The following is a 15351-nucleotide window of genomic DNA, read 5'->3' on the forward strand; positions in this document are numbered from 1 at the left end:
GCGGATTGCCGATCAGGCCGCCAGCGAATCCAGCGCGGCTTCCAGCGCGTCCAGGTTCGGCAGCAGCGCGCTCTGCTCGCCCAGCAGCACACGCATGTGCACGATGTCCGGCAGGGTTTCTTCCGAGGCGTCAGCCAGCAGGCCGTCGCGCGGCACCGAAATCAGCTGCGGGAAGTTCTGCGTCAGCAGCGCGTAGTACGGACGCTGCGCGTTGCCGCTGAGGGCCTTCAGCACCACCACCTTGTTGTGGCCGCCCACGGCTTCTTCGCCCAGTCCCGAAAGACGTGCGAACGACACCAGCGGCACCTGCCAGCCATGCCAGCCGATCTCGCCCACCAGCCAGCGCGGCGCATCGGAGACCGGCTGCACCGGCACGCGCGACATCATTTCGGCCACGGTGGCATTGGGCAGCAGCACGCGCGCGTTGCCGGCCTGGATCAGGACGCCACGGATTTCGTCATTGCTGGCATAGCTCATGGTGCTTCTCCGTTGTCGTCCTGCTCACCCCAGCGCGCGGCAATCGCCTGCGCCAGTTCCTGCGGTTCACCGGCCACCATGCCGGCAGCAACCACCGCCGTGGCCGCAGCCGGGTCGTAGCAGCCCTCGCCCACCTGCCCGGCCACCCATGCACCGGCGGCGGCCAGATCCAGCGCCGGACCAACATGCGCAAGGTCAGCGCCGCTGAGCAGGACCAGCGCGGTGTGGTCACCTGGCAGCGCGGCAATCGCAATGCCCTGCGCGTCGCTGACGAAATGCAGGCCGTCACTGGCTGCCTGCACGCCGATGTCATCGGCCAGGACGTGCACTTCACCCGGAGTTGCACGCTGGCCGGCTTCAGCCAGCTGCACCGGCAACGGCGACACGCGTGCCATCTGCTTGACCAGGTTGCCGTAGCGCCCGCCATCCAGGCGCATGTGCACCAGGACCGGCACGCTCAGCGAAGGCGGCAGCGCGCCGAGCAGGCGACGCAGCGCATCCGGGCCACCGATGCCGGCCAGCACCAGCAGCGATCCGGCGCGTGCGCCCACGGGCGCTGCGGCATCCAGATCGACCAGGCTCAGATGACCGGTATCGAAGGAAGGCAGCGGAGCCTCCACCGCAGCGTGGTGCGGAGCGGTTGCCGAGGCATCGGCATCGGCCTCGTCCTCGACCAGCGACCAGGCGGTGTGGTCGAAGGAGACCGGCGGTAGCGGCGGTACTGCGGACGCGGTCTCTGCCAGCGACGGCAGTGCGGGGGCCTGCAGCGGCTCAGGCACCACCGGCTGCAGCGCGGCCAGCGCCTGTTCCAGCGCGATCGGTTCGTGCAGCTGTACAGGCGGCGAGTACAGAGTGTCAGCGGGGACCTCGTCGGCCCAGCTCAATGCCTGCTCCAGGTGCGGCTGCAGCGCTTCTTCCTGCGGCGCCGGTGCCGGTGCCGGGTGGCCCGGCTCCAGCTGCAGGCTGGGTTCTTCTTCGGCCCCCGGCGGCAACACCTGCTGGTGGCCATGCAGCTTGGCGGACAGATGACGGCCCCAGCGCTGAGCCTCCCAACCATCACGACGTGCAGCCAGTTCGGCCTCGTCGAAGACCAGGGTCAGACCCGGTGCGGACAGCACCGCTTCCAGGCGTTCCAAGGCGTCCTCGATGGCGGCTTCCAGCGCGATCACCACGAACTGTGGGCGCGCCTCCTGCAGGACCCGCGCCTCCAGCGTGTTGGGATCATCTTCCAGCACCAGCTGCACATCGGCGTGCGACAACGCCTCACGCAGGCGCTCACGCGCCGCGCCGGGACGGGCCAGCAGGGCCACGGCCGGAGCCGCTTGGGTTTCACTCACGGACACGGGCGATCCCCAGCAGGTCGTACACGTTACGCATCAGGTCCAGTTCCTGGTACGGCTTGCCCAGGTAACGCTGGACACCGATCTCGAAGGCGCGCTGGCGGTGCTTGTCACCGCTGCGCGAAGTGATCATCACGATCGGCACGTCCCTGTAGCGCGGGTCGGCACGCATCGCGGTGGCGAGCTCGTAGCCATCCATGCGCGGCATCTCGATATCCAGCAGCATCAGGTCCGGCACGCGCTCTTCCAGCCGCTCCAGCGCCTCCACGCCGTCGCGGGCGACGCTGACCTCGAAGTTGTGGCGTTCGAGGATGCGGCCGGTGACCTTGCGCATCGTCAGCGAGTCGTCGACCACCATCACCAGCGGCACCTGGCGCTCCCGGCGCGGTGCGTTGGCCAGCACAGGCAGCGTCGGGTTGGCGAGGAAGCGGCGCACCAGCGGCGCCACGTCCAGGATCACCACCACGCGGCCATCGCCGGTGATGGTCGCGCCGTAGATGCCCGGCACCGACGCGATCTGCAGGCCGACCGGCTTGACCACGATTTCGCGGTTGCCCAGCACCTGGTCGATCGCCACGGCGGCACGCAGATCACCGGCACGGACCAGCAGCAGCGGCACCTGGTCCTGGCCATCGGCACGCGCCGGGGCCTGCCCGACCAGGCTGCCGAGGTCGTACAGCGGATAGTCTTCGCCGCTGTAACGGTAGCTGCTGTCGGCGGCTTCGAAACGCTCGCGCGACAGGCGGCCGATACCACTGACCGAGGCCACCGGCACCGCGAAGGTGGTTTCGCCGATCTGCACGAACACCGCCTGGGTGACGGCCAGCGTCTGCGGCAGGCGCAGGGTGAAGCGTACGCCCTGGCCCCGCACCGACTGGATGTCGACCGAGCCACCGAGCTGGCGCACTTCGTTGCGCACCACGTCCATGCCCACGCCACGACCGGCCAGCTGGCTGACCTGGTCGGCGGTGGTGAAGCCGGACGCGAAGATCAGGTTGTCCAGCTCCTGCTCGTTCGGCTGCGCATCGGCGGCCAGCAGGCCACGGTCGATGGCGCGACGGCGGATCGCCTCGCGGTCCAGGCCAGCACCGTCATCGGCCACCTCCAGCACGATTTCCGAACCTTCGCGGTGCAGGCGGATGGCGATCTCGCCCTCCTCCGGCTTGCCGGCGGCGCGGCGCTGTTCCGGCGCTTCCAGGCCATGGGCCACGGAGTTGCGCAGCATGTGTTCCAGCGGCGCGACCATGCGGTCGAGGACGTTGCGGTCCAGTTCGCCGTGGGTTCCTTCCAGGGTCAGGTGGACCTGCTTGCCGGTATCCATGCCGGACTGGCGGACCACGCGGCGCAGGCGCGGCACCAGGCCATCGAACGGCACCATGCGCGCGCGCATCAGGCCATCCTGCAGCTCGGAGCTGACGCGCGACTGCTGCTGCAGCAGCGAATCGTACTGGCGCGACAGATCGTCCAGCACGCCCTGCAGGCCCCCCAGGTCGGCCGCCGACTCGTTCAGCGCACGGCTGAGCTGCTGCAGGGTGGAGAAGCGGTCCAGCTCCAGCGGATCGAACTTCTGGTCGGCCTGGTCCTGTTCGCGCTGGTAGCGGGCGACGATCTGCGCCTCGGTTTCCAGGTCGAGTCGCCGCAGCTGGTCGCGCAGTCGCGCATTGGTGCGCTCCAGTTCGCCCATGGCACCACGGAAGGCACCCAGCTGCTGTTCAAGCCGCGAGCGGTAGATCGCCACTTCACCGGCATGGTTGACCAGGCGGTCGAGCAGGTCGGCACGCACGCGCACCTGCTCCTGCTGCGGACGCGCCAGCGGATCTTCATCGACCACGCCCTCGGCCGGAAGCGGAGCCGACAGCGGCGCTTCGATCGGGGTCGCCAGCGGGCCCGCAGCCTGTGCGGGCACGGTCTCGATCTCGCTGGCCGCACGCGCGGCCGCAGCGGCTGCGGCGATATCGATGGTCGTGCGGACCTCGAAGGCTTCGACCAGATCCTGCGCCGGCTCCACCACGCGGTGCGCGCCGGTGCGGGTGAGCAGCTGGTGCAGGCGGTCAAAGCCACGCTCCAGCAGCTGCACGTCGCGACGTTCGATCTCGGTACGGCCAGCGGCCACCGCCTCCAGCAGCGATTCGATGCTGTGGCCAAGATCGCCGATGGCATTGATGCCAGCCATGCGTGCGCCACCCTTCAGGGTGTGCAGATCACGCTGCAGGCCGGCCAGCACCTCGCGGTCCTGCGGTGCATCGCGCAGTTCGCTGATCAGGCCATCGCAGTGGTCGAGCAGGTCCTTGCCTTCCTCGACAAAGATATCGACCAGCTCGCGGTCGTACACGCTGAAGTCGAGTGCATCGGCGCCGTCCTCGGCATCCGCCGCAACAGGTGCCTGCTCGTGGTGCGGCGCACGCGGCACGATGTCGGTCGCTGCAACCTGTGCATCGGCATCGACCGTGCCCTGGCCCGGTGCGTCTTCCATTTCGAAGAAGCGCACCGCAGCAGTGCCGCCCTGCGGCGCCTCCGCGGTGATCTCCTCAATCACCGTCGCCGGGGACGGCTGATCGGCGCTCTCTCCTTCACCGACCGCCGCCTCCCCGCCGACGTCCGCATCCTCGGCAAAGGCATCTGCCTCGCCCGGCGCGAGTTCGCTGGCCTGGAGGCCGATCACGGGCCATTGCCCGTCGTCGTCCAGGGTCTGCTCCTCCTCGATCACGTGCAGGCCGGCCTCGAGCGCGGCTGCCAGCGTGACCGGTTCTGCAAAACCCGGCACAGCCATTTCATCCTGCAGGCTCGACAGCTCGCTGTCGAGTGGCAGTGCAGCAGCGTCGTCAATGACGTTGTCATCGTCACTGCCCGAATCAAACGGCAACGGCGTATTCAGGTCGATCGCGTCAACTTCCGCAGACACCGGCAACTCTTCCGCGTCGCGGTCATCCACCGGCAGCGCACTGGCGTCGAGGTACGGCGACAGATCGTCCGCCATGGTCAGGTCAGCGTCGTCGACCGTCGCGATCGCCGGCACGGCATCTGATTCGTCCTGGGCAACATCAGGCGCACTTTCAATCGGCTGGATCGATTCAATCGCGCCGGTGTCGTCCGCGGCAGGTTCACCTTCGCCCGGCACCGACGGCCAGCCGGCGTCGAAGTAACGCGAAAGATCGTCGCTGGCGGTCAGCTCACCCACGTCCAGGCCGCTGTCGGCTGCGACGTCCAGCGCCTCCAGCCCGGTTGCAGCTGGAACCGGTTCCAGCGCATCTTCGGCATGCGACTGCGGCTCGGCAATGAAATCGGTCGCCGCATCGAAAGCGGACGGCATGCTGGTTTCGTCCAGCGTGTCCAGCCCGGCCAGCGGCGCTTCGGCCGCGGATGCCTGCTCGGCATCAGGCGCCAGCTCGACGCCCTCTTCGTCCTCGTCTTCCAGCGCGAACAGCGGCCAGCGCGCTTCCGGCAGCTCGCCGGCCAATGCCTGCAGCCGCTGCACCAACGCGCCCTGCGGAACAATCCGCGGCTGTTCGGCCTGCAGCGCCTCCATGGTCGCGGTGATCGCCTGCGCGGTCGCATCCAGTGCGGCTACGCCCTCGTCGCCAGGCACCACGTCGGCGGCCAGTGCGCGCTTGATGTAGGACTCGGCACCGCCGGTGACCGCCGTGATTTCCGGCACTTCGGTCATCGCGAAGGCGCCGTTCATGGTGTGCACCGCACGCAGCAGTGCGTCGCTGACCGGCTGCGGTGCCTGCTGCGCCGAGCGCAGCCATTCCTGCAGGGTCGCCTGGTGGACTTCGACCTCGGCCTCGAGGATCTCGCGCAGTACGCTGTCGATGTTGGCCGGGGTACCGGCGTCTTCCGCCACCGCCGTGGCATCGGCCTGCGCCGACGCAGCGGCCTCGGCTTCCAGCAGGCGGCTGATTTCGTCTTCGCCTTCGGACTCGGCCAGTGTCGCTGCCGGTGCGGCCGCAGCCGGCAACGGCACGTAGAAGGTCTCCTCGCCGGCACCGACCCTATCGGCAATGGCCTGCATCGCCTGCAGGTCCACGCTGATGCGCTGGCCATGGCGCAGCGCGGCGTTCAGCTGCGGCAGCGCGGCATGGGCGTTGTCGACCATCGCCAGCACCGCCGGAGTCGCCGGGCGACTGCCATCGAGCACGCGATTGAGCATGCCTTCGATCTTCCAGGCGAACTCGCCCAGGGTGCGTGCCCCCACCAGGCGGCCACTGCCCTTGAGGGTGTGGAAGATGCGGCGGATCGGCCGCAGCCGGTCCATGTTGTCCAGCTGCATGCGCCATGCCGGCAGCAGCGTGCCCAGGTTGGCCAGCTCGTCGTCGAACTCTTCCAGGAACACCTCGCGGATGTCCTCGTCAATGTTCTCGGCATCGTCGTCGAAGCCGGCCTCGAAGCCGGTCTCGGTGCCGGCCACGACCGGGATGTCCGCAGCGGGTGGAGCCGCCATGGCCTGCGGATTGAAATCGGCCGCCGCGGCGCTCAGCTCGGCGAAGAACTGCGCGTCGGCTTCGCTGAAGTCGATGGGCGCGATGGTGTCGATATCAATCACCGACACCGCCGGTGCCGGTGCATCGGAGACCGGCGTCAGCACCTCGGCCATCGGCGCGGGCACGTCCTCCTGCACATCCGCCGGAACCGCGTCCGCTTCGGCAACCACAGGGCTTTCGTCCACCCGCACGGATGCAGCGGGATCGACGATCTCCAGCGCCGGGTGCAATCCGGCGTCGTCGTCCAGCGACAGCGTCTCCATCGCGTGCAGCGACAGCACGTCGTCGGCATTGTCCAGCGCATCGGCGTCGAAACGGAACACCACGTCGTCACCGGCGGCGACCACATCGTGCTCGGCAGCCACCGGGTCGAACACGGGCGCGGCAACGTCAGCGGTGTCAAAGGGCACCGACGCGTCGACGTCGTCCTCGACATCCATCACAGCCACATCGGCCAATGCCGGCGGTGTTGCCTCCGACAATGTCCACTGCGGCGCCGGTTCCACGCTGGTTTCGGCCCGTTCGAAACTGACCGGGTCGAAGCTGGCGAAGGTCGGACTGCGCTCGTCTTCGGCACTCGCGGTCGGCTCGGAGTCCGGATGGAACGGTGCGAGATCCCATTGCGGTACCTCGGGCGCAGGCGCGCTGGACGCGGCGAAGACCAGCGGTGCATCCGCGTCGTCATGCAGCGACAGCGGTGTGGAGGCGACACTCCCCAGCGCCCCGAACATCAGGCGGTTGTCCACCACCTCCGGTGCAGGCGCGGCCGGTGGCGGATCGAAGGTGAAGTCCGGCAGCGGCACCGGCACCGTGCCGGCGGCGGGCGCGGCCGGCTGCACCGGAATCTCGATGGGCTCCGGCTGCACCGGCTCGGCCTGCAGCGCGATCGGCTCGCGGTCCACCAGCAGCGATGCGAACGGAATCGGCGCGGCGGCAACAGGCGCCACCGCATTGCGGTCCGGCAACGGCCAATAGCGCAGCGCTTCAAGGCTGCTGCGGGTGATGTCGAGGATGTCCTCGCGGCCCGGGCGGCGGTCGCGCAGAGCCTCGAGGTAGTACTCCAGGCTGGCCATGGCATCGGCCAGGGTGTCCAGCTGGCGGCCACTGGGCACGCGCTGGCGACCGATCAGCTCGGCTTCGATGTACTGCTGCACACCGCGCAGGTAATCGGCGGCGGTGTTCAGGTCGAGCATGCGCAGCGCACCGGACACATCGCCCAGCAGGCGCGGCACGTCCTGCAGCTCGGCATGGTTCCAGCTGGTTTCGATGAAGGCGACGAAATGCTCGCGGGCGGCGGCGAAGTTGGCGATGGCCTCATGTGCCAGCACCTCCACCGTGCGCCGGTTCTCCACCGCGCTGGGGTCATCTTCGCCACTGCCGCCGGCGCCCAGATGGGCGACCTGGTCGTCCAGCGACGCGTCCACGTAGAGCAATGCGCCGGCGATATCCAGCAGCAGGTTCTCGTCGATCTGCTGGCGCCCTTCGACCACGCCACGCAGCGCATCGCGCTGCTGCACGACCACCCCGCGGGCCACGCCCAGGCCCATCATGCCCAGCGTATCGGCCACCGCGCCAAGTTCGTTGGCCTGGGTCTGCAGCTGTTCGGGCGCACCGCCAGTACGCAGGTGCAGGTCCAGCGCATCCTTGATGCGCAGCAGTTCTTCCTTCACCGCGCTGCCCACGGTATCCAGCAGCTCGCGGTTGCGCCCGCTCAGGCTGCCCCGGGCATGGTCCAGCTCGGCCTCGGTGGCGCTGACGCTGTCCGGCGCGAACGCCAGCAGCACGCTGTCATGCACGCCCTCTTCGCCACGCGCGGCACGGATTTCGTTGAGCAGCGGCATCAGCACGATCGGAATGTCGCGGTGGCCGTTCTGCAGGCGCTCCAGGTAATCGGGCAGCAGCACGCTGCCGCGCATCAGGGTCGCGCAGGCTTCATCCCGATCAGCCACGCTACCGGCGCCGATGGCATTGGCCAGCTGTTCCAGCTCCTCGGCCACCATCGCCGGGGCGTACAGCTCGACCATGCGCAGGGTGCCCTGCACCTGGTGCAGGTAGCCGGCGCAGATGCGCATGCGACTGGCATCGGCCGGGTCTTCCGCGTAGTACTCGACCTCGTTGCGCACCTGGCGCAGGGTCTCGTCCAGCTCGGGCTTGACCCAGCCCAGCGCTGCGTGGCTCATCGCATCGCGCAGACTGCTCATGGACGCGCTCCGTTCGCCGCCGCGCGGAAGCCGCGCGAGTTCTGGCGTGGGGAATGGAAATGCTTCATCGACTGGTTCCTTGCTCGCCGCCCTGCCCGCGTCACGCCGGCAGCTTGAAGTCGGCGACCGAACGACGCAGGTCGGCCGCCAGCTGCGCGAGGTGGCCGATCGATTCGGCGGTCTGCCCGGCACCCTGCGAGGTCTGGCCGGTGATCTGCCGGATCACGCCCATGGTGCGGGTGATGTCCGAGGCCGCAGCCGACTGCTGCTGGGCGGCGATGGAGATGTTCTTGATGAGGGTGTTCAGGGCGTTGGAGACGCGCTCGATTTCGGTCAGCGCGGTGCCGGCGTCCTCGGCCAGGCGTGCACCGGACACCACTTCGGCGGTGGTCTGTTCCATCGAGGTGACCGCTTCGTTGGTATCGGCCTGGATCGCCTGCACCAGGTTCTCGATGCGTCGGGTTGCGCCCGAGGTGCGTTCTGCCAGGCGCTGCACTTCGTCGGCCACGACCGCGAAACCGCGGCCCGCTTCACCGGCCGAAGCCGCCTGCACCGCTGCGTTCAATGCCAGGATGTTGGTCTGCTCGGAAATGTCGTTGATCAGTTCCACGATCGAGCCGATTTCCTGCGACGACTCGCCCAGGCGCTTGATGCGCTTGGAGGTTTCCTGGATCTGGTCACGGATCTGGTCCATGCCCTGGATGGTCTCGCGCACCACGCCGGCACCTTCGGCGGCGATCACCACCGAGCGCTGTGCCACGTCGGCCGACTCGGCCGAGTTGCGCGACACCTGTTCGATGCTCGCCGCGATTTCACCGATGCGGTCCGAGGCCGAGGTGATCTGGTTGGCCTGATGGCCCGCCGCCTCTGCCAGCTGCATGGCGGTGGCCTGGGTTTCCTGGGTGGACAGCGCGACCTTGGCCGAGGTGTCGTTGATGGTGGTCACCAGGTGGCGCAGCTCGTCCACCGCGTAGTTGATCGCGTCGGCGATGGCGCCGGTCATGTCCTCGGTCACCGAGGCCTTCACGGTCAGGTCGCCCTCACCCAGCGAGGAGATTTCGTCCAGCAACCGCATGATCGCCTGCTGGTTGCGGCTGTTGAATTCCACCTGTGTCTGGTAGCGCAGTTCCTGCTCGCGCGAGCGGCTGCGCACGTTGGTGGATACGAAGCCGATGATCGCGATCAGCGACAGCGCACCGGAGACCACGCCGATCCAGAAGTTCGGGAACAGGCGGGTATCGGACACCGAGCCGAACGAGGAGAACGCCTCGAACAGCTTGCGGCTGTCGTCCAGCATGTGTGCCGACCCCTGGCCCAGCGCAGTGGCCGCCGACTGTGCGGCGAACAGCTGGCGCGAGCTGGCCAGGATCGCGTCGGCGTCCTGCTTCATCGCTTCCCACTTCTGCTGCGACTGCTCCAGCGCGGCCACGGCGGCAGCACCACGCACGGCGGTGATGCCCAGTTCCTCGTTGCCGTTGCGCAGGCCGTCGAGCACCTGCGAGAACACGGTGATGTCGCGTGCCAGTGCATCGCCGGACGTCGCCGCAGCGCTGCCACCGGCGCGCATTTCGGTCACGCGACGGGCCATGGAGCCGGCCACCACCACCTGCTGCAGGGCGCTGTACACCTGCGACGACGGCGCGCCCGAGGCGGACATCGCACGCACCAGCTCGTTCAGCTGGGCCTGCAGGCCCGGCACCGCGCCGGTGAAGTTGTTGGCATTGCCGGCCAGCGCCAGCACCGCCGGTTCACTGGCGACCAGCTGCCCGGCCTGCTTGCCCAGCGGCGCCCAGGTTTCGGCCAGGGTGGCGATCGCACCCGACACGCCCGGCTCCTTGCCGTAGCGCCCCTGCAGGGTCGACACGTTCTGTTCGATCGCGTTGCGGGTCGCCTTGAAGGCGGTGAACGCCTGCGCGTTGCCGCCCACCGCATCACGGCCCTGGTTGGCCAGCTGCTGTGACAGCACCTGCAGATCGGCCGCCTTGGAGCCGGCATCGGCCAGGCGACTGCCCTGCCAGGTGGCGACGCCGGTGTTGACGCCGAACAGGATCATCGATGCCAGCAGCAGGAACAACCAGAGGTTGCTGCCGCCCAGCCGCAGCTTGCCGGTCTTGGTGGCGTCCGAAGCAGTACTCATCGTTCAACCTCGATCTTCAATGCAGGGGGCGATGCCCGGCCTCAGGCCGCGGCTTGCCGGAATTCAGGGGTACGCGACAGCAGCGAGAGCGAGAACACGCCCCAGTCGTGGCCGTCGGCGTGGAAGGCGCGATCGACGAAGTGGCCGTAACGTCCTTCGGCCAGCGTGCCGGCCGCGATCTGCTGGTCCAGTTCGAAGCTGCGCTGGCCGAACAGTTCATCGATGGTCAGCGCGACGTCGCCGCCGGCCTGGCGCATGATCAGCACGCGCTGGCCTTCCTGCTGCACGGTACGCGTGCCTTCCAGGAAGTACTTCAGGTCGACCACCGGGAACAGGTTGCCGCGCAGGTTGCCCACGCCCAGCAGCCAGGGCTGCGCGCACGGCACCGGGGTCACCGGCGGCATCGGCACGATTTCCACCACTTCGCGGAAATCGGACACCAGCCGGCGCTGGCCGACGCGGTAGCCCACGCCACGCCAGAGGTCCTGGGCGAACTGCCGCTCGGGCAGCTGCACCGCATGGGCCAGGCTGCGCCGTTCGTAGGCTTCGAGAATGTCGAAGGGCGAGCGCATCAGGCCACCAGTTCGTTGATCCGCGCGATCAGTTCATCCTCGCGCGGCGGCTTGACGATGTAATCGGCTGCGCCCTGGCGCAGGCCCCATGCCTTGTCGGTTTCCATCGCCTTGGTGCTGACGATGATCACCGGGATGTGCTTGATCGCCGCGTCACGGGCCATCGCGCGGGTGGCCTGGAAGCCGCTCATGCCGGGCAGGACCACGTCCATCAGCACCAGCTGCGGCACCTGGTCGCGGACCAGCTGCAGTCCATCCTCGGCGTTGTCTGCTTCCAGCACCTCATGGCCGGCACGGCGCAGCCACTGGGTGAACACCGCGCGGTCGGTCGGTGAATCCTCGATCAGAACGATACGAGCCATTGTGCCTTTCCCCCCTGGTCAGGCGTTGACGTATGTGCGGATGGCACCCAGCAGTTCTTCACGCGTGAAAGGCTTCGTCAGGTACTGCTCCGAGCCGACGATGCGTCCCCGCGCCTTGTCGAACAGGCCATCCTTGGACGACAGCATGATGACCGGGGTCGCCTTGAACAGCTGGTTGCCCTTGATCAGCGCACAGGTCTGGTACCCGTCCAGGCGCGGCATCATGATGTCGACGAAGATGATCTGCGGTTGCTGGTCTGCGATCTTCGCAAGCGCTTCGAAGCCGTCGGTGGCGGTGACCACCTCGCAACCTTCGCGCTTGAGCAGCGTTTCCGCAGTCCTGCGGATGGTCTTCGAATCATCGATGACCATCACCCGGAGTCCTGCGAGTTCCCCGCCCGCAGTCGTGTTTTCAGTCATTGCCTATCCCCAAGCGCACGGCCCGATCTCTGGCGGGGGCCGCTACGAAAGCGTATCTATATCGCACTTTCCGCGCCCGCTTCAAGGCCGCCCCATGGCGCGGGGCATGGCACCCTCCTGAACGTGACGGGTTTCGCAATGCGTGCGCGACCGCCGGGCGGACGCTGCGTTGCAGTACGGCAGGGAGGCGCGCGACCGGCGTTGCCGCTACCATCAACGCCTTGCCAGACAGGTGCGCCCATGCCGTTGAACGTCATCGTGGTGATGGACCCCATCGCCCACATCAAGATCGCCAAGGACACCACCTTCGCCATGTTGCTGGAAGCCCAGCGCCGCGGCCATGCCCTGCACTACGTGCGCCCGGGCGGGTTGGCCCTGGAAGGTGGCGTGGCGGTGGCCCAGACCGCACCGCTGCAGGTGCGCGACGACCCGGCCGGCTGGTATGAGCTGGGTGCGTTCAGCCGTACCGAGTTCGGTCCCGGCCAGATCGTGCTGATGCGCAAGGACCCGCCGGTCGACGCCGAGTACATCTACGACACCCAGGTGCTGGACGTGGCCGCCGCTGCCGGTGCCTGCGTGGTCAACAACCCGCGGGGCCTGCGCGACTACAACGAGAAGCTGGCCGCCCTGCTGTTCCCGCAGTGCTGCCCGCCGACCCTGGTCAGCCGCGATGCCAAGGCGCTGAAGGCCTTTGCCCTGGAACACGGCCAGGCGGTTCTGAAGCCGCTGGATGGCATGGGCGGCCGCTCGATCTTCCGCAGCGGCCAGGGCGATCCGAACCTGAATGTGATCCTGGAAACCCTGACCGACGGCGGCCACAGGATGGCGCTGGCACAGAAGTTCATTCCCGACATCACCGCTGGCGACAAGCGCATCCTGCTGGTCGATGGCGAACCCGTCGACTACTGCTTGGCGCGCATCCCGCAGGGTGATGAATTCCGCGGCAACCTCGCCGCCGGTGGCCGCGGCGAAGGCCGCCCGCTGAGCGAGCGCGACCGCTGGATCGCCGCCCAGGTCGGGCCGGAGATGAAGCGTCGCGGCATGCGCTTCGTCGGCCTGGACGTGATCGGTGATTACCTGACCGAGGTCAACGTGACCAGCCCGACCTGCGTGCGCGAACTGGACGCACAGTACGGCCTGAACATTGCCGGCACCCTGTTCGACGCACTCGAGGCCGGCCTGCGCTGATGTCTGCCGCATCTGCCGTACTGCCCCCGCCGCCGCGCGAAGCGCAACGGCTGGGGGCGACCATCGCGCTGTCGGTGCTGGTCCACGCCCTGCTGATCCTGGGCGTGGGCTTCGCCGTGAAGGGCGATGCACCGCTGGTGCCGACGCTGGAAGTGATCTTCAGCCAGACCCGCACCGCACTGACGCCGAAGCAGGCTGATTTCCTGGCCGCAGCCAACCAGGAAGGCGGTGGCGAACACGACCGCGCACAGCGTCCGCGTGACAACCAGGCCGGCATCGTGCCGCAGGCCCAGTCCGGAATCAGCCCGATTCCGCAGCAGCAGCAATCGGCCGCACCGGTTCCGCCGCCGCAGGCCCGGGTGGTCAGCAGCCGCAATGGCGAAGAAGTGTTCGCGCAGGCGCAGTCCCGGCCCACGCCGGATCAGCCCGAACCGGATGCGCCCTTGAGCGCACGCGAGCAGCGCGATGTGGAAATGGCCCGCCTGGCCGCTGAAGTCCATCTGCGCTCGGCGCAGTACGCCAAGCGCCCAAACCGCAAGTTCGTGTCGGCCAGCACGCGCGAATATGCCTATGCCAACTACCTGCGTGCCTGGGTCGATCGCGCCGAGCGCGTCGGCAACCTGAACTACCCGGACGAGGCCCGGCAGCGCCGCCTGGGTGGCCAGGTGGTGATCAGCGTGGGTGTGCGCCGCGATGGCAGCGTGGAAAGCAGCCGGATCCTGCGTTCGAGCGGGATGCCGTTGCTGGATGAGGCGGCGCTGCGGGTGGTGAAGCTGGCGCAGCCATTCCCGCCGTTGCCGAAGACCGAGGATGAGATCGATATCCTGCAGGTCACCCGCACGTGGGTGTTCCTGCCGGGCGGCACCCTGCACGACGATCGATAGGGTTCTGTTGCCCGGGCCTGCGGCCCGGGACCCGCTGAACGTCAACGTCAAAGGCGGCGGTTGGACTGTGGATTTGGTGTGGCGGGGTGGCTGGGCAGGACACGCCGTAAACCCATCCTTGGGGGCTCGATGGCGCCATCCATGGCGCCAACGGTCCTGCCCAGCCACCCCGCCCCACCTCTGACAGATCCCGGCGCATCGCGTCCCGCTCCGCTGTTGGTAGGTGTCGACCTTGGTCGACACACATCCACGCTATGCGTGGATGCGAGCGAAGCGATCCGCTTTTGACTTTGATTTTCTTTTGATTTTCCGTGGCGGACGCACACGGAAACTGTCAGAGGTCGGGCGGGGTGGGTTCGCGGGGGTATCCGCGCCATGGATGGCGCGGCTAAGCCCCCAGGGGTGAGGGCGCTTTGCTTGCGAAGCACGGCTTCGCAAGCGCCCGAACGCACAGCCGCCAGCGGCTGGGCCGGACCGCGGAGCGGGGTTCACGGCGTCCCCCGCGAACCCACCCCGCCCGGCCAAGCGCGGCTTTTGATTTACGCGATCAACCAACCCCGCCACGATGGGCTCAGCCGTTGGCCTTCGCCTTCGCCTCGCGCGCGGCCTGTTGCTCGACCAGGGTCAGTGCCACGTTGTCACGCAGGTACGCCGGCTCGACCTTCTCCGGTGCAATGGCTTCGCCACGAGCGAAGGCCGGCACCGCCAGTGCAAGCACGTCCGATGCCCGCGGCAGCGCAGTGGCATCAACGCCGCGCAGGCCAGCGCCCAACTGCGTAACAAGCGCGCCCTCGGCCGCACCAAACCCGGTACCAACGCCGTAAGCGGACAGCCCTTCCGGCAGCGATACCGCAGCGGGTGCGCATACGCGCTCAGCATCACGCGCCACCGGCAGGCCGTCCACGCGCTCGAAGCGGGCAACGTAGAGTTCGCCCATCCGCGCATCGATCGCTGACAGGATCTGCGTTTCTTCCGTCGGTGCCCGCAACGCCAGCACCTGCAGCGTCGAGACCGGCAACAGCGGACGGTCCAGGGCCAGCGCAATGCCCTGGGCAATCGCGATCGCAAGACGCACGCCGGTGAACGCGCCGGGGCCGCGGCTGAGCGCGATGCCGTCCAGCTGGCGGCGGCTGATGCCGGCTTCGGCCAGCAGCGCCTCCGCCCACGGCAGGCTCAGTTCGGCGTGCCGGCGCGGGGCGATCTCGAAGCGTTCCAGCACCTGCCCATCGACATGCAGGGCAACGGAACAGGCTTCGGTGGCGGTTTCAAAGGCGAGCAGTTTCATCGGA

10 protein-coding genes are annotated in these 15351 nt (G+C 68.2%); 2 read left to right on the top strand and 8 right to left on the bottom strand.

Features of this window, described 5'->3' with window-relative positions; genetic code table 11:
- Nucleotides 1-12: 12 nt before the first annotated feature.
- From ACSYAO_RS16800 to pilG, 7 genes are all read right to left on the bottom strand, one after another.
- The gene (locus ACSYAO_RS16800; protein ID WP_006385148.1) at nt 13-477 is read right to left on the bottom strand and encodes a chemotaxis protein CheW; all 465 of its coding nucleotides are present in this window, start codon (nt 475-477) and stop codon (nt 13-15) included.
- Nucleotides 474-1820, bottom strand: a complete 1347-nt coding sequence (locus ACSYAO_RS16805; protein ID WP_440565957.1) for a chemotaxis protein CheB — start codon at nt 1818-1820, stop codon at nt 474-476. Before ACSYAO_RS16805 ends, ACSYAO_RS16800 begins: the two co-directional genes overlap by 4 nt.
- Entirely contained in the window at nt 1807-8499 is a 6693-nt protein-coding gene (locus ACSYAO_RS16810) for an Hpt domain-containing protein (protein WP_134950713.1), read from the bottom strand. Before ACSYAO_RS16810 ends, ACSYAO_RS16805 begins: the two co-directional genes overlap by 14 nt.
- Nucleotides 8500-8599: 100 nt before the next feature.
- Nucleotides 8600-10636, bottom strand: coding sequence for a methyl-accepting chemotaxis protein (locus ACSYAO_RS16815; protein WP_032130100.1), 2037 nt, complete (start codon nt 10634-10636; stop codon nt 8600-8602).
- A gap of 41 nt (nt 10637-10677) precedes the next feature.
- Nucleotides 10678-11208 (bottom strand): chemotaxis protein CheW, encoded by a 531-nt coding sequence (locus ACSYAO_RS16820; protein ID WP_005410716.1) that lies wholly within the window; start codon nt 11206-11208, stop codon nt 10678-10680.
- A complete protein-coding gene (locus ACSYAO_RS16825) occupies nt 11208-11570 on the bottom strand; it encodes a response regulator (RefSeq protein WP_005410717.1) in 363 nt (120 codons plus the stop codon). Before ACSYAO_RS16825 ends, ACSYAO_RS16820 begins: the two co-directional genes overlap by 1 nt.
- 18 nt (nt 11571-11588) lie before the next feature.
- On the bottom strand, nt 11589-11990 hold the full coding sequence (gene pilG / locus ACSYAO_RS16830) for a twitching motility response regulator PilG (protein WP_005418455.1): 402 nt from the start codon (nt 11988-11990) through the stop codon (nt 11589-11591).
- A gap of 240 nt (nt 11991-12230) precedes the next feature.
- On the opposite strand from pilG, the gene gshB reads away from it, so the two are divergent.
- Nucleotides 12231-13178 carry a glutathione synthase gene (gene gshB / locus ACSYAO_RS16835; RefSeq protein ID WP_049463553.1) on the top strand — a complete coding sequence of 316 codons (948 nt, stop codon included), beginning with the start codon at nt 12231-12233 and terminating at the stop codon, nt 13176-13178.
- On the top strand, nt 13178-14062 hold the full coding sequence (locus ACSYAO_RS16840; RefSeq protein ID WP_149909238.1) for an energy transducer TonB family protein: 885 nt from the start codon (nt 13178-13180) through the stop codon (nt 14060-14062). Before gshB ends, ACSYAO_RS16840 begins: the two co-directional genes overlap by 1 nt.
- A gap of 571 nt (nt 14063-14633) precedes the next feature.
- On the opposite strand, the gene tsaB is transcribed toward ACSYAO_RS16840, so the two are convergent.
- On the bottom strand, nt 14634-15347 hold the full coding sequence (tsaB, locus tag ACSYAO_RS16845) for a tRNA (adenosine(37)-N6)-threonylcarbamoyltransferase complex dimerization subunit type 1 TsaB (protein ID WP_134950714.1): 714 nt from the start codon (nt 15345-15347) through the stop codon (nt 14634-14636).
- Between the last annotated feature and the right edge of the window lie 4 nt (nt 15348-15351).

It is taken from the genome of Stenotrophomonas sp. STK16_22, assembly GCF_051984505.1.
GTDB classification, from domain to species: Bacteria; Pseudomonadota; Gammaproteobacteria; order Xanthomonadales; family Xanthomonadaceae; genus Stenotrophomonas; species Stenotrophomonas maltophilia_A.